The 23,093-nt window shown below is 62.9% G+C and carries 14 protein-coding genes and 1 pseudogene; 9 read left to right on the top strand and 6 right to left on the bottom strand.

Annotated elements, in window-relative coordinates; genetic code table 11:
- Positions 1–20 precede the first annotated feature (20 nt).
- From AC3A4Z_RS12735 to AC3A4Z_RS12725, 3 genes are all read left to right on the top strand, one after another.
- Positions 21–1,658 carry a GMC family oxidoreductase gene (locus tag AC3A4Z_RS12735; RefSeq protein WP_498711875.1) on the top strand — a complete coding sequence of 546 codons (1,638 nt, stop codon included), beginning with the start codon at positions 21–23 and terminating at the stop codon, positions 1,656–1,658.
- A gap of 88 nt (positions 1,659–1,746) precedes the next feature.
- Entirely contained in the window at positions 1,747–2,940 is a 1,194-nt protein-coding gene (locus AC3A4Z_RS12730) for an acetyl-CoA C-acetyltransferase (RefSeq protein WP_498711874.1), read from the top strand.
- Between the two features lie 20 nt (positions 2,941–2,960).
- Positions 2,961–4,583, top strand: coding sequence for a long-chain-fatty-acid--CoA ligase (locus tag AC3A4Z_RS12725; RefSeq protein WP_498711873.1), 1,623 nt, complete (start codon positions 2,961–2,963; stop codon positions 4,581–4,583).
- A 477-nt stretch (positions 4,584–5,060) separates the two neighbouring features.
- Here AC3A4Z_RS12725 and AC3A4Z_RS12720 read toward each other — a convergent pair whose 3' ends face one another.
- The 3 genes from AC3A4Z_RS12720 to AC3A4Z_RS12710 all read right to left on the bottom strand — a co-directional run bounded on the left by AC3A4Z_RS12720 (position 5,061) and on the right by AC3A4Z_RS12710 (position 8,117).
- Positions 5,061–6,062, bottom strand: a complete 1,002-nt coding sequence (locus AC3A4Z_RS12720) for a LacI family DNA-binding transcriptional regulator (protein WP_498711872.1) — start codon at positions 6,060–6,062, stop codon at positions 5,061–5,063.
- 175 nt (positions 6,063–6,237) lie between these two features.
- Complete coding sequence (locus AC3A4Z_RS12715; RefSeq protein ID WP_498711871.1) at positions 6,238–7,164, bottom strand: alpha/beta hydrolase; 927 nt, start codon at positions 7,162–7,164, stop codon at positions 6,238–6,240.
- Complete coding sequence (locus AC3A4Z_RS12710; RefSeq protein WP_498711870.1) at positions 7,161–8,117, bottom strand: alpha/beta hydrolase; 957 nt, start codon at positions 8,115–8,117, stop codon at positions 7,161–7,163. Before AC3A4Z_RS12710 ends, AC3A4Z_RS12715 begins: the two co-directional genes overlap by 4 nt.
- 169 nt (positions 8,118–8,286) lie before the next feature.
- Between AC3A4Z_RS12710 and AC3A4Z_RS12705 the strand changes: the two genes are divergently transcribed.
- From AC3A4Z_RS12705 to AC3A4Z_RS12695, 3 genes are all read left to right on the top strand, one after another.
- Positions 8,287–10,548, top strand: a complete 2,262-nt coding sequence (locus tag AC3A4Z_RS12705; protein ID WP_498711869.1) for a glycoside hydrolase family 3 C-terminal domain-containing protein — start codon at positions 8,287–8,289, stop codon at positions 10,546–10,548.
- A 408-nt stretch (positions 10,549–10,956) separates the two neighbouring features.
- Positions 10,957–13,323, top strand: coding sequence for an alpha-L-rhamnosidase (locus AC3A4Z_RS12700; protein WP_498711868.1), 2,367 nt, complete (start codon positions 10,957–10,959; stop codon positions 13,321–13,323).
- A gap of 9 nt (positions 13,324–13,332) precedes the next feature.
- The gene (locus AC3A4Z_RS12695) at positions 13,333–14,589 is read left to right on the top strand and encodes a lipase family protein (RefSeq protein ID WP_498711867.1); all 1,257 of its coding nucleotides are present in this window, start codon (positions 13,333–13,335) and stop codon (positions 14,587–14,589) included.
- Between the two features lie 848 nt (positions 14,590–15,437).
- Here AC3A4Z_RS12695 and AC3A4Z_RS12690 read toward each other — a convergent pair.
- Positions 15,438–16,727, bottom strand: a complete 1,290-nt coding sequence (locus tag AC3A4Z_RS12690) for an MFS transporter (RefSeq protein WP_498711866.1) — start codon at positions 16,725–16,727, stop codon at positions 15,438–15,440.
- Between the two features lie 375 nt (positions 16,728–17,102).
- Positions 17,103–18,248, bottom strand: a complete 1,146-nt coding sequence (locus AC3A4Z_RS12685; protein WP_498711865.1) for an alpha/beta hydrolase — start codon at positions 18,246–18,248, stop codon at positions 17,103–17,105.
- A 189-nt stretch (positions 18,249–18,437) separates the two neighbouring features.
- On the opposite strand from AC3A4Z_RS12685, the gene AC3A4Z_RS12680 reads away from it, so the two are divergent.
- Positions 18,438–19,019 (top strand): TetR/AcrR family transcriptional regulator, encoded by a 582-nt coding sequence (locus AC3A4Z_RS12680; protein WP_498711864.1) that lies wholly within the window; start codon positions 18,438–18,440, stop codon positions 19,017–19,019.
- A gap of 286 nt (positions 19,020–19,305) precedes the next feature.
- On the opposite strand, the gene AC3A4Z_RS12675 is transcribed toward AC3A4Z_RS12680, so the two are convergent.
- Positions 19,306–21,255, bottom strand: coding sequence for a CocE/NonD family hydrolase (locus AC3A4Z_RS12675; RefSeq protein ID WP_498711863.1), 1,950 nt, complete (start codon positions 21,253–21,255; stop codon positions 19,306–19,308).
- A 320-nt stretch (positions 21,256–21,575) separates the two neighbouring features.
- Here AC3A4Z_RS12675 and AC3A4Z_RS12670 point away from each other — a divergent pair.
- Both AC3A4Z_RS12670 and rhaI read left to right on the top strand, forming a co-directional pair.
- Positions 21,576–21,821 (top strand): annotated as a pseudogene (locus tag AC3A4Z_RS12670) (L-rhamnose mutarotase); the annotation flags it as partial.
- A 102-nt stretch (positions 21,822–21,923) separates the two neighbouring features.
- Complete coding sequence (gene rhaI, locus AC3A4Z_RS12665; RefSeq protein WP_498711862.1) at positions 21,924–23,090, top strand: L-rhamnose isomerase; 1,167 nt, start codon at positions 21,924–21,926, stop codon at positions 23,088–23,090.
- Positions 23,091–23,093: the final 3 nt, after the last annotated feature.

The raw sequence follows: 23,093 nt of genomic DNA, 5'->3' as shown, positions 1-23,093 counted from the left end.
ATGAATCAAAGGAGATCATTATGAAGACCGACCCAACACCCGAGTCCTACGACTACATCATCGTCGGAGCAGGCTCGGCCGGGGCTGCCCTCGCCGGACGGCTCAGCGCATCGGGCCCCCACACGGTGCTTCTGTTGGAGGCAGGCCCGTCGGATAAAAACCAGGCCGTTTCGATTCCCGCAGCCTTTTCCCAGCTGTTCAAATCGGAGCGGGACTGGAATTACGAAACCACGCCGCAGCCCGGACTTGGCGGCCGCACCGTCTACTGGCCCCGGGGTAAGACCCTTGGCGGGAGTTCGTCGATGAACGCCATGATGTGGGTCCGGGGGTTCGCCTCCGACTATGACCGCTGGGCGGAACTTGCCGGAAATGGGTGGTCTTGGGAGTCCCTGCTCCCTATCTTCCGGCGGATCGAGCGGACCATGGACAGCACGGACCCTGACCATGGCACAGCAGGACCCATGAGCGTCGAGCCCCAGCGGCATCCGCGGCCGCACACCGATGCCTTCCTCCGCTCTGTCCAGGCCACGGGGAACCGGATCGAGCCAGCCAACACGCGTCAGCCCGACGGCTTTTCCCAGACCATGGTTACGCAGAAGAAGGGTGCCCGCGCCAGCACCTCGACCGCATACCTGGCACCCGCCGCGCGCCGGTCAAACCTCATAGTCCGGACCGACGCCCTGGCCCGGAAGGTGCTGTTCGAAGGGCGCCGGGCAGTCGCCGTCGACTACCTCAGGGACGGGATACCCGCGACCGTTACCGCGCGGCGTGAAATCGTCCTGTGCGGCGGGGCGGTCAACACCCCCCAGCTGCTCAAGCTTTCCGGGATCGGGGATCCGGAGGAGCTGAAGAAATTCGGGATCGACGTGGTGGCCCCGTCAAGGGAAGTCGGCCTCAACCTCCGCGACCACCTCATCGCGGGTCTGGTACCCGAGGCTATGGGCGGAACCCTGTACACCGCAACCAAAGCCAAGGAAGTTCTGAACTATCTCCTCCGCAGGCGGGGCATGCTCACCTCCAACGTCGCCGAAGCCTACGGTTTTATCCGGTCAGACCCATCGCTGGCCGAACCCGACCTGGAACTTCTCTTTGCCCCGGCCGCCTACGTCGGGGAAGGACTGGTCCCCACACCCGGCCACGGCATTACTCTCGGCACGATCCTGCTGAAACCGCAGAGCCACGGCACGATCACCCTGGCCTCGGCCGACCCGACGGACAAGCCCATCATCGACCCCCGCTACCTGAGCCACCCGGACGATCAGGCAGCATTGCTGTCCGGGCTCGCCACGTGCGAAAAGATTCTTTCCACCGGGCCGCTGCGCGAACTCCTGACCGGCCGCTACCTCGCCCCCGCTGGCGGGGAAGCCATGGCGCCGGGCGAGCGGGACCTGCAGACCATCCTGCGCCACGCCCACACCCTGTACCACCCCACAAGCACCGCCCGAATGGGCCAGGACGAAGGCTCCGTGGTTGACCCCGAACTCCGCGTCCGCGGTGTGGAGGGCCTGCGCATCGCAGACGCATCCGTCATGCCTGAAATCATCCGGGGGCACACCAACGCGCCATCCATCGTGATCGGCGAAAAAGCAGCCGATCTGTTGGCAACTGACTCTTCCCGGCGCGCCGGTGGCACTGCTGCAGCCGGAGCACACCGATGAGCCATGCCATGGAACCCTTGGCTCCAGTCCGAGAATGCCCAACTAGCGGCCACCGACACCTCCGCCACCTGAATGAGAAAGGCCCCCAGTGAGCCACGACCGTACCCCCGTCATCATCGGCGGAGCCCGCACGCCATTTGGCCGCTTCCGTGGGGGCCTGGCCTCCTTCTCCGCCGCCGAACTGGGCGCACACGCCATCCGTGGCGCGCTGAGCTGTTCAGGAGTTCTGCCTGAACAGATCGAAGCCGTGATCATGGGCCAAGTCATCCAGGCGGGCGCCAAACAGGGGCCCGCCCGCCAGGCAAGCCTCGCGGCCGGTATCGGCTGGGACGTCCCCACCGTGACCATTAACAAACTGTGCCTGTCCGGACTGACGGCAGTCATTGACGCGGCCCGCCTGATCAGGGCCGGCGAGGCTGACTTCGTCGTTGCCGGGGGTCAGGAATCCATGACGAACGCCCCGCACCTTGTCCCGGGGTTCCGGGCAGGGATGCCCATGGGAGACGGGTCCCTGATTGACTCGCTGAACCATGACGGGCTCCAGGACCCGGTCAGCGGCAAGCTCATGGGTACCGCAACGGACGAGGGAAACCAGCGCCTGGGCATCTCTCGACAGGAACAGGACGAAACAGCTGCCCGATCCCACCGACTCGCAGATGCCGCACGGACCGGAGGGATCCTCGCCGAGGAGATCGTCCCCGTGGCTGTCCCGCAACGCAAAGGAGCGGCCGTTATTGTCGGCGCTGATGAGGGAATCCGGCCGGACAGCACATTGGATGCCCTCTCCCGGCTCCGTCCAGTGTTCTCCGAGGACGGTTCCGCTACCGTCACAGCAGGTTCTTCATCCCCCCTCTCCGACGGCGCAGCTGCCCTCGTCATCGCCAGTAAGGGCGCCGCGGTAGCGGCCGGACTGACATGGCTTGCCGAAATCCGCTCCCACGGGCAGACAGCCGGCCCGGACGGATCGCTGCATTCACAGCCCTCCCGCGCCATCGAACAAGCCCTCAAACGCGAAGGCATCACCGCAGGGGACCTGGACCTGATCGAAATCAACGAAGCGTTCGCCTCCGTTGTCATCCAGTCAGCCCGGGACCTTGGCATCGACATCGACACCATTAACACCGACGGCGGAGCGATCGCTCTCGGCCACCCGGTCGGAGCTTCCGGGGCCCGGCTGGTCCTCCACCAGGCTTTAGCCCTGGACCGGCGCGGCGGCGGCACAGGCGTTGTCGCGCTGTGCGGCGGCGGCGGCCAGGGCGACGCACTCATCCTCAGCGCTTAACGACCCCAGGGAATAACACCATGATTACCAACAACGAGCAGCCCGGCGGCTTCGGAACGGTATCCGTCGCAGCGATCCTTGCCGAATCAGCCGCACGGTACCCGGACTCCACAGCCCTCATCATCGATCAGGAGACGATCACTTACACGGAGTTGTGGGCGCAGACCCGTGCCTACGCCGGTGCCCTCCGGGCCAGGGGTATCGGCCCGGGGGACCCGGTAGCCGTCCTGATCCCCAACGTCCCCGATTTCGTCCGGGTCTACTACGCCATCCTGGCCCTCGGCGGCGTCGTCGTCCCGGTCCACGCCCTCCTCAAAGCGCACGAAATCGAATATGTCCTAGCCGACAGCGGCGCCAAGGCACTCATTTGCGCGGGCCCCTTGCTGGAACAGGGAGCGCCGGCAGCATCTGAGGCAGGTATCCCCGCCATCACCGTCCTTACCCCGGCAGATCAGGGCCGGCTGCCCCGGCTTGAAGACGAAGCAGCCTCTGCCGAACCCGTCCAGACATACCTGCCCATGCGGCCGGAAGACACTGCGACCATCCTCTATACCTCGGGCACCACCGGTAAGCCCAAAGGTGCGCTCGGGACCCACTTTGCCCTGGTCGAGCAGACCAGCGTCCTGCTCACGGACACCTTCGACCTTAGCCGCGGCGACGTCCTGTTCGGAGGGCTGCCGCTGTTCCATACGTTCGGGCAGACCGCAGTCCTCAATACCGGTCTGCGGGCCGGAGCGTCCATCGTCCTGCTGCCGCGGTTCAGCGGCCAGGCCGCACTGACACTCATGGCCGCCCATGACGTCACGGTCTTCATGGGTGTGCCAAGCATGTACATGGCGCTGCTGGAAACCGCAAAAACACTGGACACCCGTCCCGCCGCCCTGCGCTATGGCATATCCGGGGGAGCAGCCCTGCCCCTTGCCGTGCTGTCTCGGTTCCGCGACGTCTTCGGAGCAGAGATCTACGAAGGGTACGGACTGACCGAAACCTCCCCGGTGGCCGCGTTCAACCATGTGGGGGTACCGCCGCGCGCCGGCACGATCGGTACCGCCATCTGGGGTGTGGACGTGGAGATCGCCCGTCCGGAGGTCACCGAGCGGATAGAACTTTTGCCGGTCGGGGAACTGGGCGAACTCGTCATCCGGGGACACCTGCTCATGAAGGGGTACCTCAACCGGCCAGAGGCCACCGCCGAAGCGATCGTCGATGGCTGGTTCCGGACCGGGGACCTGGGAACCAAAGACAAGGACGGGTACCTGCGGATCCTTGACCGCAAAAAAGACATGATCATCCGAAACGGCTACAACGTCTACCCCAGAGAAGTTGAAGAAGTCCTGGCAAACCACCCTGATATTTCCAGCGCCGCAGTCTACGGGGTTCCGCACGAGGTGCTGGGACAGGAAATTGCGGCCGCCATCGTCCTCAACGAGGGATCAGCCACGACCGCCGATGCCTTGCTCGAGTACGGCAAGCAGCGCTTGGCCGCGTACAAATATCCCCGCCTCATCCAAATCGTCCCGACCCTCCCGCTGGGGCCAAGCGGGAAGGTCCTCAAGCGCGAACTTCAGGCCACCGCCCACCCGGCCGGCCCGGACACCAGCCCCGGCAGAGCGGATCTGCTTACTTCCGCGGCTGAGAGGTAGAGAACACATCACGCTCCGGACTGATGATCCCGACGCCTGCCCCGCAGAGCGCCGCCGTTGAAAAAACACCCGGCATCCGCAAACAGCACCCCTGGTTTGCAGGCGGATGCCGGGTATTGGGTACGACTTTCTACACTGCCATGCCACCGCCGGAGGTCCCTAATGAATTCGTCCCAGACGGATGCCGATACTTCTCGACCACCAGATTCCTGGAACCCGGTCAACGACTGGACCAGCCTCGCTGGCGAGAAGATTGAACTACATGAACGCGGAAGACTCGTTGACCGTGGTCGGGTCGAGGTGACGACGGGTGATGGACAAATCCTCTGGCTGGCACAGGAAGGCGCGGATCCCCGACGTCTCTGGGAGCGCCTACCGGGCCGGTCCGCCAGGATTGTGCCGGAACGGTAAACACCCGGATTTCAGAGCACGCAGCCAGTTTCAAAAGAGGAAACTCCTCTGTCCTCCAAGTTGGGCTCAGGCCGATCCTCGGATAACAAGCTCCAGGGCATCGGTACGGGGCGCTTTGGGTGCTGCTTTGCCGGAAATTCCGTTCTTAACCACTTGGGCCAAATGGGCTGCGACTACGTCAGGTTTCTGGTCAATGGTGGTCAACGCTGGGACGGTGAACTTGGCAAGCGGTTCGTTGTCCACACCGATCACCGCAAGGTCCTCCGGTGCGGAGAGTCCGTCCGCCCGCATGGCTGCGAGGATGGCGGCCGCGAACTCGTCGTTGTAGGCCATGATGGCCGTCACCGGGGCAGTGTGGTTGCGCCAGTGACGGACAGCGTCCGTTGCGGCTTCAAGAGTGAGATCAAATTTGAGCACGTCTGGGTCATCAATCCCAAGTTCCTGGCAGGCTTGGCGGACGCCTGCAACGCGAAGATCCCGGAAGATCTCGAACCTGGAATCGGCCGGTCCCGCATAGCCAAGGCGGCGGTGCCCGCGGGCCGCCAGATGCTGAACCTGAAGAGCGCCAATCAACTCCTGCGGAATCGAGACCGAATTCTGGGTGGAGGACGGGTAGCTCAGGACCGCTGTCGAAAGGAAAATACCGGCCCCGCGGACTTCCTGCTGGTCGGCCTCGTCCACTTGGCCCAGAGCGATCACCGCCGCCGGTGCCACCTCCCGGCAGATCTCGGCCAGCGATTGCCCTTTCCGGATGCGCCGCATCAACAGCGCCAGGCCAAGATTGGCAAGTTCCCCCGTGAGGTCATCAAGGATGAGCGAGAGCACACGGCCCAGCGGCCATTCCGGCATCACCAGGAGAACCGTGTCGTTGTGGCCCCGTCGCAGTGCGCGGGCGGTCGCAAGCGGCGTGTAGCTCAGTTCCTTGACGGCCTGGAGCACCCGTTGGCGGGTTTCCTCCGGAATCGACTGGTGCGGGGTGTCATTGAGAACGTAGCTAACTGTCGTCTTGGATACTTTCGCCGCCCGTGCGACGTCAAGAGCCGTTACGCGGCCACCCTTACTTGCCATCTACGAGGCACTCCTTTGCTTAGATGCCGAGCACTGGGTACTCATCTTCCCCATTGTACTGATTCGGATAAGTATCATTGTGTGCGCCCCGCTGGCCACGCGCTCAGACCTAGGTGCTTGAGAATGGGAAACGGCTGCTGGGGTCACTGGAAGCGTCCGGCTGCCGTGGCCATTGTCAGCGCAGGTGCTTCAGCAGGTGCGCCCGGACGAGGTCAAGGTACTCTGCGATGACATCATCCGCTGTCGACTCCGCTTCGACGAAATTATGGTCGTGGTCGTTGAAGCTGCGGTACGTGACCGGGGCGCCCTGTGCCTTCAGTTGCTCGACGAAGCGGTCGATCTGTGGGGTGAGGCTGTCGTAACCGCCCCCGATGATCAGAAGCGGGGGCGTGTACCGGGCAAGCTGTTCATCGAACGCCGGTGAAGCGAGGGGTTCTTTCCACCGTTCAGCTTCCACGAAGTAGGTCTCCTGCATAAGCCGGATGAGCCACGGGGAGACCAGGGGCTTATCAAGCGTGGAGGTGTATGTCTCGGGTGCGAGCGTCAGGTCCACGACGGGAACGATGCTTACCGCTGCCCTGACGGAGGGCCGTAAAGCCTGGTGGGCTAAATGGAGGGCCGAAAAGACGAGCTTGGCGCCGGCGCTGCCACCGGAAAGGCTGATCCGGGAACTGTCCCAGCCCATTCCATGGCCGGATACCGAAACCCATTTCAGCACGTCGTAGCATTGTTCTTCCGCGACGGGGAAGCGGACTTCCGGGGCGGTGCTGTAGTCGATGTTGACCACAGTTGCGCCGACCTCGGCGGCGATGAATTGGCACAGGTGGTCATCCTGCCGGGGGTTGGTGAGGATGAAGGCACCCCCGTGGATGTTGACGTGAACCGGGGGAGTCCCGTCCAAGGCCAAAGGAGCCCCTGGATGTGCATCGTAGATGTAACAGCGGACGAGGCCGTGGCGTGTCGGTACCTTGACGACCCGGGGTTCGCGTACCGGGACGTCAGTGTAGGCGGCGGACCTGAGTTCGACCCTGGGTGAAAGGAAGCGCTTGAGGACATAGCTGAAGAGCAGGTTCCGGGTCCGGAGCTTCGTGCCGGCGGTCATCGCACAACACCTGTGCTGGCAACAGTCTTCAGGGCGCCGATGACCTCGTCCCGCCAGGCCCGTGCCGTCGGCGAGATCTTGGTGATCACGTTTGAGAAGTGCACCTGGCCCGCCTTAAGCGAGAGCCGGGCTGGTACGCCTGCGGCGACAAGCCGTTCGGCATAGGCGGCGGCGTCGTCCCGCAGGATGTCGTATTCGGCGGCGATAATCAGCGCCGAAGGCAGGCCGTGGAGGTCAGGGGCCAGCAGCGGCGATGCGTACGGGTGCAGCTGGTCATCTGCGGACCGGAGGTAGTTGCGTCGGGCGGCCTCCATATCCCATGTCGACAACGCGTAGCCCGCACCGTACAAGCCGTGGGAGCGGAGCGTGCAGGTCAGATCGAGGGCGGGGACCTCAAGAATCTGAAATGCGATCGAAGGGCCGCCCTCGTCCCGTGCTTTCAGCGCCAGGGCCGCCGCGATATTGCCACCGGCCGAGGCTCCACCGACGGTGATGATATCCGGACGTACACCAACCTCGTCCGCATGTTCCTTCACCCAGAGCAACGAAGCGTACGCGTCCTCCAAAGCGACAGGAAATTTGTGTTCCGGCGCTTTTCGATAGTCCACAGACACAATGACGTGGCCAGCCATCGCGGCTCGCTCACGGCAGGTGATGTCGGTGACCAGTTCAAAAGCCGAACCGCTCGTCCATCCGCCGCCGTGGAAATAGATATGAACCGGTCGGGGTTCGTCTGCGAACGGGCGGTACACGCGCACCCCGACAGTTCCACCCTCGACCGGGATCGCGAAATCTTCAACGCTGAAGACATCAGGCCCGGGCTCGGCAACCGCGGGGAGAATTGCGTCCGTGCTCTCCCGGGCAGCCGCGCGGTGAGCGTCGTAGTCCTCGATGACACGTGGCGTCTCCGGGTAATCCCGCAGCAACGGCTCGAGGATCGGATCCAAGGGCATATCAACCTCTCCTTGTGCGCACCGAAGAATTCTGGCGGGTCAGGCACTGCATGTGCTAATTTTACTTAATCGAGTCACTGACCCGTATCAGTAGCTTACGGCGACCGCCTTGGGTGGTCAACCATTGCGAACGTTGGGCCACCCAGCATGCCGCCAGAAGGAGAACTCTATGATCCATCCACTCGTTTCCTTGCTCACGCTTGAGGAGAAGGCCCGGCTGGTGTCTGGTGCGTCCTTTTGGAAGACGCGATCGGTTGAACGTCTTGGGATTGAAGCCGTCACTCTCACTGACGGGCCGCATGGGGTGCGGATGCAGCCCGAGGCCGCGGACCATCTGGGCATCAACGCGAGTCTGCCCTCCACCTCTTTCCCCACGGCCTCGACGCTGGGTTCGTCCTGGGACCGGAGGCTCATTGAGGAGGTTGGGTGGGCTCTTGGTGCGGAAGCTCGCGAGCTCGGGGTCGATGTCCTGCTCGGGCCTGGTGTCAACATCAAGCGGTCCCCGCTGTGCGGGCGCAACTTTGAATACTTCTCCGAGGACCCGGTCCTCTCGGGGGCGCTGGGTGTTGCGTGGACGCGCGGGGTGCAGGCCCAGGGCGTGGGCGTATCGGTAAAGCACTTCGCGGCCAATAACCAGGAAACCGACCGGATGCGGGTGAGCACCGAGGTCGATGAGAGGACCCTGCGCGAGATCTATCTCCCGGCATTTGAGGCTGTGGTGAAAGAGGCCATGCCGGCAACGGTGATGTGCTCGTACAACCGCATCAATGGAACATATGCCGCACAGAACCGCTGGCTCCTCACGGAGGTACTGCGGGATGACTGGGGCTTCAACGGCTACGTTGTCTCAGACTGGGGTGCCGTCGTCGATCCCGTCGCCGCCGTCAGGGCCGGACTGGATCTGGAAATGCCTTCCTCCGGGGACCGCAGCCCGGTCCTGCTGGCGGACGCCGTGCGCCAAGGAACACTGGACGAATCGCACCTGGACACCGCCGTGTCACGCCTCATCTCGACCCACGACCGTATCCGCGCCTCCCGCGAAGAGGCCAGGCCTGTGGACTTCGATGCGCACCATCAGCTTGCGCGGCGCGCGGCAGCCGAGGGCTCTGTGCTGCTCGCCAACGACCGGCACCTCCTGCCGCTGGATGCCGGCACCGGAGGCCGGATCGCAGTCATTGGGGAGTTCGCGCGCACTCCGCGCTACCAAGGTGCCGGCAGTTCGCACATCAACCCCACCCGTCTGGACGATGCGCTTTCGGCCCTCCGCGGTGCCACAGACAGAGAGATAGTTTTCGAGCCGGGCTTCACCTTCGACGGTGCAGATTCCGCGCTGCAGACAGCAGCCGTCGAAGCAGCGCGCGGCGCCGATGTTGTCATCGCCTTCCTCGGCCTGCCTCCCGAAGAGGAATCCGAGGGTTTTGACCGGAACACCATGGAGTTGCCGGACGCGCAGCTTCACCTCCTCGACGCCCTGCTCGAGGTCAACGCATGTGTCGTTGTCCTGCTCAGCAACGGGGGAGTGGTGTCACTCTCACGGATGGCCGGCCGTGTCCCGGCGATCCTGGAAATGTGGCTTGGCGGCCAGGCCTGTGGCAGTGCCGCCGCGGACCTGCTGTTCGGCCACGCAGCGCCAGGCGGCCGTCTTGCCGAAACCATCCCGTTCAAGCTCAGCGACACCCCCGCTCATACCAACTGGCCAGGCCACGACGGCCGGGTGCTGTACGGCGAGCGGATCTACGTCGGCTACCGCTGGTATGACGCAACCGAGCGGGAAGTCCTCTTTCCCTTCGGGTTCGGGCTCACCTACACAGACTTCGAGTACACCGATCTCGGCGTTAGTGTCCCGGACACATCGGTTGCCGCCGCCACGGTCGAGGTGACGGTGACCAACACCGGCCCCCGGAGCGGATCCGAGGTGGTTCAGCTCTACATCTCCGATCCGGCCTCCGAGATCGACCGGCCACTGCGCGAATTGAAGGGATTCGAAAAAGTGCACCTTGGTCCAGGTGAATCCCGGCGCGTAACCTTCGAGCTGGACGAGAGAGCTTTCGCCTACTGGGGCCGTGGAGGATGGACCGTCAACCCAGGCGAATTCGGCATCGAAATCGGTGCCTCATCCCGGGACATACGCCAGCGCACCCTGGCCACGTTCAATGTGCCGGCCCCGGCCCCCATGCTGCAGCATGATTCGACCTTCCGAGAATGGTCCGCCCACCCTGTGGGCAGTCACGTTGTTCAGACACTCTTGGATGGCCTGGGGGACGCGGCCGCTCCCCTGATGAACCCCGACACCATCAAGCTGATCGAGTCGATGCCGCTGCCGAACCTCCTGTCCATGGCAGGCGGAGCCGACGGACGCGTAGTGGTTGCCCAACTCCTTGAGCAGGTACACGGGTCATCGGACGAACTGCGTCACCAGCCCATCCGCTGACCGAATTTACGGTACTGCCCCACAACAGGGATTGCACTTGGCAGAGGGGATGCGGGTGTCCAGGCCGTCTCTGCAGCAGGCGGCAACACAAAAACCGGCCTGAAGCTGAAGGTCGTCTGGCCGTGTGCTGCTTCTCCCTGACCCCGGCGAAAGGCGTAGGCCACCGAATCCCCCCTAACGGCTTTCGCCGGCAGAAAAGCATTGCTCAACACCCGCAGCACGTATAGACTACTTATTCGACTCACTGATTCGAATCAGCGCTCACCTAAGGGGATGCCATGGCTACTAAGGCCAAACGAGATGTAAGGCGTATATGACAGCAACGCGTCCGTGCCGGCATTGTCAGCCCACCGCCGGCTACCGCTGAGTCTGCCCCCGCCTCATCGCTTATCCCAGAAGAGAAGACATATGAGAGTAGTGCCCTGGTCCGCAACGATGATCGGACCCGACGAGGACTTCGACGGTGCACCGCTGCTGCGCAAACAGTTCTCACTGGCGGACGGTCACGGAGCCACGGAGAGGGCCACCCTCCGCGCAACATCCTTCGGCGTCTTCGAAGCCTTCCTCAACGGCCAGCGGGTAGGGGATGACGTGCTGAGCCCGGGCTGGAGCGCGTACGAATGGCGGCTGCGGTACCGCACCTACGACGTGACCGCACTGCTGCAGCCGACCAACACCGTTGGCGCCGCACTGGGGAACGGCTGGTACCGGGGCAACCTGTCCTGGAACGGCAATTCAGCGTTTTACGGGAACGAGCTTGGCTTCTTCGGGCAGCTGGACATCGAGTTCGAGGACGGCTTCGTTCAGACCGTCAGCACCGATTCGTCGTGGGAATCCGGCCCTTCGGCAACCACCCGGAACGACATCTACAACGGGCAAACCATCGACGCCCGCCGCGCTGATGGCGGATGGGTAAGCCCCGGCTACAACGCGCGGTCCTGGGCGGGAGTCCATCCGTTGGAGTTCGACACGTCTCGGCTCGTGGAGCCGATCGGCCCGCCCGTGGTCCGGAACGACGTGGCCAAACCCGTCAGTATCCACACGTCGCCCAGCGGCAGGACCATCGTGGATTTTGGCCAGAACCTGGTCGGCTGGCTCCGCTTCAGCGTGCAGGGACAACGCGGGGATGTCATTACCCTTCGCCATGCAGAAGTCCTCGAGCACGGCGAACTTGGCGTCCGGCCACTGCGCACCGCACAGGCCACCGACACCCTCGTCCTCTCCGGCGGCCAGGATTTCTTTGAACCCACCTTCACCTTCCACGGCTTCCGCTACGCGGAGGTGACCGGCTGGCCCGGTGACTTGACGGCGGACGCCCTCGAGGCCGTCGTCGTCCATTCAGCCCTGGAACGCACCGGACACTTCGAGTGCTCCAGCGAGCCGGTCAACCAGCTGCACCGGAACATCGTCTGGGGCCTGAAAGGCAACTTCCTCGACCTGCCCACTGACTGCCCGCAGCGCAATGAACGGCTCGGCTGGACCGGGGACATCTCCGTCTTCGCGCCCACGGCCGCGTACCTGTATGACGTCAAGGACTTCCTGCAGGACTGGCTCCAGGACCTGGCGGCCGAGCAGAAAGCCGCTAATGGACTGGTGCCCTTCACCGTGCCGGACATCCTCAAATATGAGGAGCACCCAGAGGAATTTCCCGCCCCGGAATCCACCGCGCTGTGGAGCGAGGCCGCGGTCTGGGTCCCCTGGGCGCTCTGGGAAGCCTACGGCGACAAGGACGTACTGGCACGGCAATACGAATCCATGGCACAACACACCCGGCGCGTCGAGGGCCTGCTCTCCGACACCGGGTTGTGGGACCAGGGCTTCCAGTTCGGGGACTGGCTGGACCCGGATGCCGACCCTGACCAGCCGTGGAACTCAAAGGCCGACAAGGGCGTGGTGGCCACCGCCTGCCTCTACCGCACCGCTCGCATCACAGCCCAAACCGCCTCACTCCTGGGCCACGACGATGATGCCCGCCACTTCGGGGACCTCGCCGGACGCGTCCGTGCCGCGTTCAACGCCCATTACATCGGCCCGGACGGGACCATCCTGAGCGACTGCACCACCGTCTACGCCCTGGCACTTGCCTTCGAGGTCCTCGACGACGAGGAGAAGCGGGCATTTGCCGGGAACCGCCTGGCCGAACTCGTCGCCAGGAACGGCTACCGGGTGTCCACCGGATTTGCCGGAACTCCCTTTATCACCTGGGCGCTCTCCGAATCCGGGCACATCGAGGACGCCTACCGGCTGCTCCTCGAAGAACAGTGCCCGTCCTGGCTCTACCCCGTAGCCATGGGGGCAACCACCGTCTGGGAACGCTGGGACTCGATGCTGCCCGACGGAACGATCAATCCAGGTGAGATGACCAGCTTCAACCACTACGCCCTGGGCGCCGTGGCCGACTGGCTCCACAAAGTTGTCGGCGGCATCCGGCCCCTCGAACCCGGCTACGCCAAGGTCCTGTTCGCACCCCGGCCGGGTCCCGGAATCAGCTGGGCCAAGACCTCCCTCGCCACTGCCCACGGCATCGTGGCAAGCGAATGGCACCTGGCTCCGGAGGGGGAGCTGATACTTACCGTCACGGTACCGGACGGCGTGAGCGCCGACATTGACCTGCGGTCAACACCCACGCAAACCATCCAAGGAGGTACCCACACTTTTACAACAACGGCACCGGTATGGCAGGAAACGACAGGACACACTCCCAGCTATGACGCCGGCGTGCCGTCGGGGACCGGCACCAAACATGAAAGCACCACAAGGAAAGCAGTTCGCTAAGGAGAATCAATGAAGATACCCAGAATGACCCTGCCTGCGCACCTTTTGCGCTGGCCGATCGCGTTCCTGACAGCCTTGCTCGTCGTCGGAGGCGTCGTGACTCCAACTCCCCAGAAGGCTGCAGCTGCCCCGCCTGCCGCAGATTTTGACTTCTACCGTCCACCCAGCCCCCTGCAGAAGGGAGCGCCCGGAAAACTGATCCGGTACGCCGAGGCAAACGCAGCACTGGGCCTTGGGGCTCCTGCGGCGAAAGCCTGGACCGTGATGTACCACTCACGCAACGTACGGCAACAGGATGTGCCCGTAACCGGCACCGTGCTGACACCAACCACCAGCTGGACCGGCGGGGGACCCCGACCGTTCGTGATTCTCACCGTGGGAACTCAGGGACTGGGACAAGACTGCTCGCCTTCGCGGCAGATCGTTGCGGGCACACTGAACGAGGCCGGCAAGATCACCAAGGCATTGCAGAACAACTGGGGAGTCATCGTCACCGACTACGCCGGCTACACCAAGGACGCCACCCCAAGCTACCTGGTTGGCCAGGATATGGCCTACGCCGCCCTCGACGCTGCCCGTACCGCCCGACAACTTCCGGAATCAGGAATTACGCCGGAAACACCCTTCGTCATCTGGGGCTACTCCCAGGGTGGCCGCGCTTCAGGCTGGGCTACCTCCGTCCAGCCAACATACGCGCCCGAACTGAAAGTGCTGGCAGATGCTTCAGGCGGAATCCCTTCCGATCTCAACGCGCTCATCCAGTTCCTCAATGGCGGCGCCGGTGCGTCATTCGCGTTAGCGGCCCTGGTTGGCTTGGAGCAGGCGTACCCGGCAGAAGTGCCCCTGACCCAGTCGCTGAACGAGGAGGGACTCGCCGCAGTGGCCAGCATTAAGCAACTATGCCGGGATGACATGCTCCCCGCCTTCGCTCTTCGAAACCTGGACAGCTACTTCAAGCCAGGCCTGTCCCTTACACAATTCCTGCAACAGCCCAGCGTCACAACAGTCCTAGACCAGAACCAGCTCCAACGGCAAACAGCGCCCAGGGTGCCCGTGTTGCAGTACCACGGACTGGCTGATGAGGTCGTCCCCGTCACCCAAGGCATTGACCTGCATAAGAGCTGGTGTGCCCGCGGCGTGACAACACGGCTAGATATGTACCCTGGTGAACACGTCACCGCCGACAACTCGGCGGAGGCAGTAGCTGCTCAGTGGCTCAAGGACGTTCTTTCGGGTGCCCCAGTCGCCGGGCAATGTTTGCTCTGAGCTGAAGGCGCGGGCAGCCACACGCCCCGTAAGTTCATAGTCATAGGCTGAGCCAGCCTTGCTAAATGGCTCGGGTTCTTGGATCTCACCACGAGATCCAGGAACCCTTTTTGTTAAGGGAATCTGTTTCGGCTTCATGCTCTTATCCCAGCCGCCCTACCTGCGGCATTAGCCATCACCAGCATCCGCAGCAAGTAGTAGATGCACGGCTGCTGGGCCCAACGCACCGGCTGAGGGCTCAGCTCCTACAGTGCCCCGTCACGGCTGTTCGCTATGGTGGCGTTGAGAAGCGCGGACTTCCCTTAACCTGACCCCCGATTGAGCCGGAGCGTCCACCTCCGTCAAGACCCAGGGGCTGGCCACAGGATCCTGCCGAAACCTGCGGACCTCATTCGCATAGAACCGCCCTGCCGATGGGTGGTGCCGCCGACCGTCCGAGCACCTGCAGAGGGAAGGGTCACCCATAAACCGAAGCGCTTAACTTCCCCTTCTCGCCAGGCGATCCGGGCGCCGTTACCGCTCCAAAGGCGACGAGAGACATGCTCAGCTGCTGCGGAGAGTCCCCTCCCGTGGTCCCGCCGCCGAGCCGCCGACCTGCGGCACTCTTCTCCGGACGGGAGGCTGACTCGGGGGCCGCAGACCCGCGGCTGCCGGGGGTTGAGTTGGCCGGGAGTCCTGCGTTCTAGTCTTCCCCTTGCTGCTGCACCAGTCTGGACGAACGGTCCCCGCGAAACAGGAGGCCGCCTGCAGGTGTCGCCTTAAATAGGGCTGGGCGGGCGTCGAAGACGCCCGCCCAGCCCTATTGCAGCACCAATGACGGTTCGTGCGTAGGTGAAAGGTGGATCCGTTCAGCGCGGTGCAGCAGCCACGGCAACTTCCGGATCGTTCTGCGTTTCCACCTCGAACTGGTTGCGTGCCCTATTGCGGAAAGTAAACCACAGCAGCGCCCCTGCAATTGCGGCCGCCAAGGCGAGACCGGCAAAGAACAGGTGTCCGTTCGCCAGCAGCAGCGCCGGTGTCACCGCCTGGACGGGGACGGGAAGCAACCGGGCGAACGCCATAATCGTGCCCTGGGCGCTTGTCCGCAGCAAGGTTGGGAACGACTCCTGCATCCAGACTTTGATAATGGTCTCGAAGGCAAAGCACATCCCGATGTTGCTGAGGAACATGCCGATCGCCAATGTGATGAGGCTGAAGCCGAACGCCGCAATGACGCCGTATCCTGCCACGATCATGACTGCACCAACAGCGAAGAAGGTCATCCGCCAGCGGGTGTCAACAGCCTTCATGAACCAGACGGTTGCGCCGATGCTGAGGACAGTGAGCCCCAGGGCTACGAGGGAGAAGGTCGGCACGTCAACGTTCGCCAGGTTCACCGCGATAAAAGCACCGAATCCCCCGAAGGTGCTCGCCCCAAGAGCCAACAGCGAGTATGAAACGCCCAGAACCACGAGCGGCAGGGCATACGGGGTGCGCAAGAGATCCTTGAACTTGACCCTGTCGGCGCGGATCGTAGTGATGCCCTGTGCCCGCTCGGTCCGGGCCTTGAGCCACAAATCTGACTCGGGAATCCGCAGCCGCAGCAGGAGGACGATTAGGCCGATCACGGCTACCTGGCCGAACAGGATCGTTGCACCCATCCGGCCGATGCCACCGACCGCCACCGAGATCGCCAAGGCCGCGAGGATGCCGACAGTCCAGAGCACGTGGGAAAGGACGACGGTGCCCCCGCGATTCTCGTTGGCAGATGCCTCCGAGACGGTAGCGAGGGCCACGGGAAGATCCGCCCCCACACCAAAGCCGAGGACGATGATCCCGGCGATCAACAGAGCAAATGAATCGGTGAAAGCCATCAGCGAAGCGCCGGCGATAACAAAAAGCATGGTGATTGTGAAAACCGGCCGGCGGCCAAAACGGTCTCCCAAGCGGCCCCCGGTAGCTGCACCGGCTGCCGCAAAGAAGGTCAAAAGCGCGGTCAAAAGCCCAATCTGATCCGCCGTGATGCCAATTGTTTGCTGGTAGATCACCAGGGCCAGACCACTTGAGACGAGAGCAGCGGCATCCAAGTACGATGCCATGCCGCACACAATGGCGATGTACCAAATGTGAGGCGCTTTACGAGCGGTTGTTTGTGACATGATGTCCTCTTCGACGTGGATACTGATTCGTATCAGTGACTCGAATCAGTGAAGCAGATAACTAGCTGGTCGTCAAGGGACATTTCTTAGCAGCGCAAGCTCGGCAGGTATCGGAGTAGGAGAGGCAGTAGGTCCAGATGAATGACCGTCAACAACGGGGTGGGGGGTGGCATTAAGTCAGCAAACGATTACTGCTAGATACTTGCGGCCACTCCTTGGAGCTGTACATATCGATGGGCTCTTCGTTTCCTGGCGGGTTGACCTCGAACAGTTGCCCTCGGCGGAACGGCAGCGGCCACACAAGGGTGCAGCCGCTGCCGGTTGGGATCTGTGAACCGAAGAACTCCAGCCAAGGTGGACTCCGGTAGTGGTGAGCTATTTGAGCTGTTTGGCGAGGTAGGCCTTGGCGATGCTGAGATGCCCTTGGCTCCCAAGGGAGTTCTTTGCAAACTGGGGGTAGGCGTGGTTTGCGAAGGGGATTTCGACTACCTCCACACTGACACCCAGTTCACGTGCCGATTCTGCCCAGTCGTACTGGTCTTCAGGGATGATGAGATCGTCCCGGGTGGGGGTCATCACTAGCGTCTTCGGCGTCTTGGCGCTGAGGTAAGTCGCGGAGTTGGCAGCAGAGTAACGGTCGGGGTACTGTGCCGGGGACCCGCCGGTGAAACTCGTGGCGAAATTTCTGGTGCTGATGCCTGCCACGTCAAAGGGGTTGTCAAAGACGCTTGTAACGTTTACGGCAGGGAAGTCGGTTACGACCGCTGCGGGAACGGGGACCGTGCCGCCGCACGAGGAAACGGCAATGCCTTGCGCCGCGGCGCCTGCGGTATTGATGACCAGGTTGCCGCCAGCGCTCTCCCCCCAGAACGCGAGTCGGTTCAGGTCTGCTCCGATGGAGTCGGCGTGTTCCCTTATCCAGCTCGCGGCGCAGGCAACTTGTGCCGGCGCGCTTTGCCATGTCGGGTTGGCCTGCGTGGCGAGTTCGTATTCAACCGAAACGACGAGATAGCCGTCGTCGGCGAGGCTGCGGAGTTCGGTGCTGAGCGTGTCCGGCTCTCCGGAGATCCAGCCGCCCCCATGAACGAACATGATTGTAGGGGCAGAACCAGTCGCCCCATTGGGCTCGTAGATTGACAGGGAGAGCTGCTCCCCGGAACTGGTCGCATCAAAAGCCTCTGTCCTATCCGGCTTAGCGGCCCCCATCGCAGAAAGCCCGAATGTGGCCGTGAGAAGGTTGACCGAGCCGCCGGCTGTGACGACTGCGACGACTAGGCTTGCGGTAACCACGGCGTGCGCAATAGTGCCAATGCCGCCGAGGACGATAGCAGCTGTTCCGCTGCGCCGCATGCCACCTTGCAGCGCAAAGAGGCCGATGACCACTAGCGCCAGGCTGAGCACCGCCAGTACCGGAGCGACCGTCGGAGCCAGTAGGGCAGCGGCCATGCTGAGCAGTCCCAGCCCCGGCAACAGGGAGGCCAGGCCCGTCACTGCGAGGGTCGTGGCCAGCAGTATCGTCATCGACAAGACTGCCAGCCAGGCAAGCCTTGTCGCGGTTTTCCGTTCCCCAGGTGAACGCTGGGCTGCCTTAGTACTTCCTGGTGTCATTTCTCCGACCATCGTCGTCTCTTTCGTGGGCAGGATACAAGCGTAAGCTTGACCGATACGGTCAATTGTAGACCGAACCGATCAGTGCAGTAAAATTCCAATATGCGCGCGATCCGGAAGTCGAAAGACGAGACCCATGAGGAAATTCTTGATGTGGCCGCCGGCCTCCTCGCCAGTCACGGGATTAGGGGCACGTCAATGCAAACCCTGGCCGCAGCAACTGGATATTCGAAAGCTGCAATGTTTGCCCGCTTTGGAACCAAGGATCTTTTGATCTCGCTCGTAATCGAACACTGCGTGTCCCTTGGTCAGCAGGCGCTGGCCGTCGCCAAAACGGCAGAGACGGGCTCAGAACGCGATCGCCTCGCCGTTGAAGCTTTGACTAATATCGGGCTGGCGCGGCCGGGCTTCATTTCCCTCGTCGTAGCGAGTGTGACGACCCTTCATGACGAGGCACTTGATGTCATGCTCCGCCCCATCGGTGATGCGCTTTTTCAGATGTTCGATTTGCCGACGCCGCCTGCTCCGATGGACGTAGAGCGCGGCCTCTCAGTGACAGGCGCGTTAGCTGCTCTTTCGATCTTGGTCTTGAACTACAACGCATTCACGGATCAAGCCACAGCGCGCCAGCACATCGCCCGGATAGCTGGCGCTCCACTAGCAGCTCCCACCCGCACAGGCTGAATCGACCTAGTCATCAGGACCAACCTGCCACTGACCCTCGCTTCCTCTTGCAACGGCGAGGAAGCCTGATCTAGCCAATGATGGCATTCTTCGTACTGCATCCCACTGGGACCAAAGGATGAGGACGGATATAAAGGGATGCTCGTTCTTCACCGGAGCTGCAGGCGGAGCTGGGCAAGGGCCTGCCTACTCGGCTTGCATGAGTAGGCAGGCCCCAGGGACCCCGTCCAGGCTTCCCGGCGACAGGTGCACGAGCAGGGTCAGCGCGGTTCCTTGCCGAAGCCAGTTATGGCACGACGGGAAGCGTCAGCGTCTGTGTGATGCCGGACGAAACGGTCACGGGCGTGGGCAGGAGACCGCCCCGATAGTTCACGGATCCGCCCGCGACGACGAGCCGGATCTGATGTCCTGGCGCGAACCGATGCACCATCCCTGGCAAAGTCACCTCGACGGGCTCGGCAACATTCGCGATCCGCACAGGACTGACTAGACCGTTGATGAGGGTGGCGGAGCCGTCCGGTGCGACGTCCATGAGCTTGACGAACAGCACAAGCTGACCGTCCGGCCCGGTACCCTGGGTGAGTAGAGCTGACGGAGCGTCAACCTTCAGGGCGGCGCGGGGGATACCCACCACGTCCACTGGGCGGTCCAATTGTGCCGAGGACCAGGCGACGGCGGTCCCCGGAGCGTCAACGTCGGGCGTCGGCGAAATGGGGTACAGCGGCGCAAGCGCGTGGATCGGCTCGATTGATGTCGGCAAGCCCGCTCCGGGTGTGACCAGTGCTTGGACTCCCGGGGCGACCCCAATGGGCGACTCGACCAGATCTCCCGCTCCGGACAGGTACAGCTTCTTGGTCGAGCTAACCACGGGGTAGGACGGTGCGCGGACATAGGCCGGCTCGGCCGAGCCGGTATAGCTGACCCAGTCCCGGAAGTACTCGAACCCGGCTCCCGTGCTCACCTGCTTTCCCTTGAGGTAGTAGTCAAACCAGTTCAGGTACCGCTGCGGCAAATACTCGTTAGCGAAGTCCGGGTTTTCATAATTCAGTTCACCCGGAACGGCTCCCGAGTCGTGGCCCCATTCATGCCAGATCATCTTGACGGGGGTCCCCTGCTGCTTGAGAGCCTCATAGGTAGCGACAGCCTGGTTAAGGTGGAACGGAGTGTCCCGTTGCCCGTGGCTGAGCAGCACCGGCACCTTGATCGTGCCGATGTAGGTCGCGACCGAATCCTTCCGTAGCTCATCAATCTGTTGGGGCGTGAAATGTCCGGTGGTCAATCCTGAGAGGACGGCTTGGCAGAAGTAGTCCTCCAATCCGGGACAGCCCTCCAAGGTCTGGGGATCGATGGGATTCGTGGCCCACGCCTTCGCCTGGAGGGCGAGGAGAGCACTGAGCCAAACGGTTTTTGCCACGCCTGGCGTACTTCCCGTTACGGACGACTGCGTTCCGTCATTGGGTGCAAGCGCCTGGCTGAAATCATTCCACGTGACCATGGGGATGATCGTGTCGAGCCGGTGGTCAACACTTGCCGCGGCAAATTGGATGCCGCCTCCATAGGAACCTCCGAACATACCGACCCGGGGGTCATTCGCCCGCGCGATCCCGTCGTGATCCTTCTTGTCCCGCACGATCACGTCCAGCGGTGGCACTGCGGTACTGTGCGTCGCGTCCGTGTAGGCGATGCCCTCAGCGCCCCCGAGGAAGCTGATCAGTTGGCTCGCCGCTTTTCCGTCGTACTCGCGGTCATCGATGGTGACATTACAACTTGAGCCTCCGAAGCCGAGCCCTGAGTAGCTGAGCACCGCGTATCCCCGCTCAGCAAATCCCTTAGCCAAGCCAGCGGGCTCATCCTTCGTCGCACCCCATCCATGCGTCGTCAGCAAAGCCGGCACACGTTCAACAGGGCTCGCTTCCACGGGCAGGTAAAGGTCCCCTACGATGTCGCACTCAGTTCCGCCGTCCGGGCCCACCGCCACCTTGAAGTGAAGCGTCTGCATGGTGTAGCCACCGGCGGCCTGGGCGGGGGAAGCCGGCAGCCCTCCACCGGTGACCGCAACGAGAGCGGCGGCGACAATGCCACCGACCCGTAGTAGCCCTCGCTTTGCCGGTGGACGAATCTGATCCGCTCCGCCTCGCGTCTTCGATAATTTGCGCATGCAATCTTCCTTGATCTGCTCGCCGCCAAGCGGGTGATTCGATTCACTGAATCGAATCCATTCTCGTTCGGTCACCATAGTCACCGTGGCTTCGCGAAGTCAACGGCATCCTAGGGACCCAGCCCGCCGGATCGGCTCACCAGAGAAGCCAAGGCAGAGGAAGCTGCCCCGCATGGCAGACGTTCTTCACGAGTGCCGGCCCTTGTCAATGCAAGAAGTTACTGCTAACTTACTTAATCGATTCAGTAGCCCGATGATGAAAGGGCGAGGAGGCATTGCCATTTGATAACCAGATGGCCCGGACCCAAGCCGTGGCCCGTTAGTTCAAGGCCATGGAATTTAAGTGGTAGCGATGAATTGATTCAAACCGTGAAAATGGAGACTCGGACCTGAACCTCGCCGGCTGGAACAACTACTCCCTTTTCCTCGGCGGGGACGGGCTGCTGAACGGTTACCTGGAATGCGACGACTTCGACGCAGCCCGGGCGCGCATGGCCCTCGCGGACGTCAACGCCCGCTGGCAGGCGGAAATGGCCAAGCTTTTCGAAGACACGGACCAGGCGCCCGACGAGGGGTTCCAGGTACTCGAGGAAGTCTTCAACCTCGACAGCCAGTTCGAGGCGGCAGAATCCGCTGCAAGCTGACAGTGCAGGCCAGGCACCGTGCGCTCAAGCAGCGGGGCCACACCGGACACTGCAACACCAACCAGACCACAGCAAGACAAGACACCGGAAAGAACCACCATCATGAATGACGTAGCAACGGCGCTGGGCAGGCTCGGGGAGCTTGCCATCGAGGTCCCTTCGTGGGCTTATGGAAATTCGGGTACGCGGTTCAAGGTGTTCGGCACGCCCGGCACCCCGCGCACCGTGCAGGAGAAGCTTGCGGATGCGGCGAAGGTCCACGAGCTGACCGGCCTGGCTCCCACCGTTGCGCTGCACATTCCGTGGGACAAGGTGGATGACTACGCCGCTTTGAAGGAATACGCCGCGGGTCTGGGCGTGGGCCTGGGCACCATCAACTCCAACACCTTCCAGGATGATGAGTACAAGTTCGGTTCGCTGACGTCCTCCAACGAGGCTGTCCGCCGCCGGGCGATCGAGCACCACCTGGACTGCATCGAGATCATGCACGCCACCGGGTCAAAGGACCTGAAGATCTGGCTCGCTGACGGCACGAACTACCCTGGCCAGGACGACATCCGCGGACGCCAGGACCGCCTGGCCGAGTCCCTGCAGGAGATCTACGCCGCCCTGGGGGATGAGCAGCGCCTGGTGCTCGAGTACAAGTTCTTCGAACCGGCTTTCTACCACACCGATGTTCCGGACTGGGGTACCTCCTACGCCCAGACCCTTGCGCTGGGCGAGAAGGCGTTTGTCTGCCTGGACACCGGCCACCACGCCCCGGGCACCAACATCGAGTTCATCGTGATGCAGCTGCTGCGCCTGGGCAAGCTCGGCTCCTTCGACTTCAACTCCCGCTTCTACGCCGATGATGACCTGATCGTTGGCGCGGCGGACCCGTTCCAGCTGTTCCGTATCATGTTTGAGGTGATCCGTGGCGGCGGCTACGGCAAGGATTCCGGCGTCGCGCTGATGCTTGACCAGTGCCACAACCTGGAGGAAAAAATCCCGGGCCAGATCCGCTCGGTCCTGAACGTCCAGGAAATGACCGCCCGCGCCCTGCTGATCGACACCGCAGCCCTGGCCGAAGCCCAGCGCACCGGCGATGTGCTGGCCGCCAACGGCATCTTCAACGATGCCTTCTACACCGATGTCCGCCCGGTCCTGGCCGAGTGGCGTGAATCCCGCGGCCTGCCCGCGGACCCGATGGCCGCGTACAAGGCCAGCGGCTACCAGAAGAAGATCAACGAGGACCGCGTGGGCGGCCAGCAAGCCGGATGGGGCGCCTGAGAG

The organism is Arthrobacter sp. Soil_C_49 (genome assembly GCF_057656635.1).
Note: the sequence above shows the minus strand (reverse complement) of the source record. Positions and strands in the feature narration are given on the sequence as shown.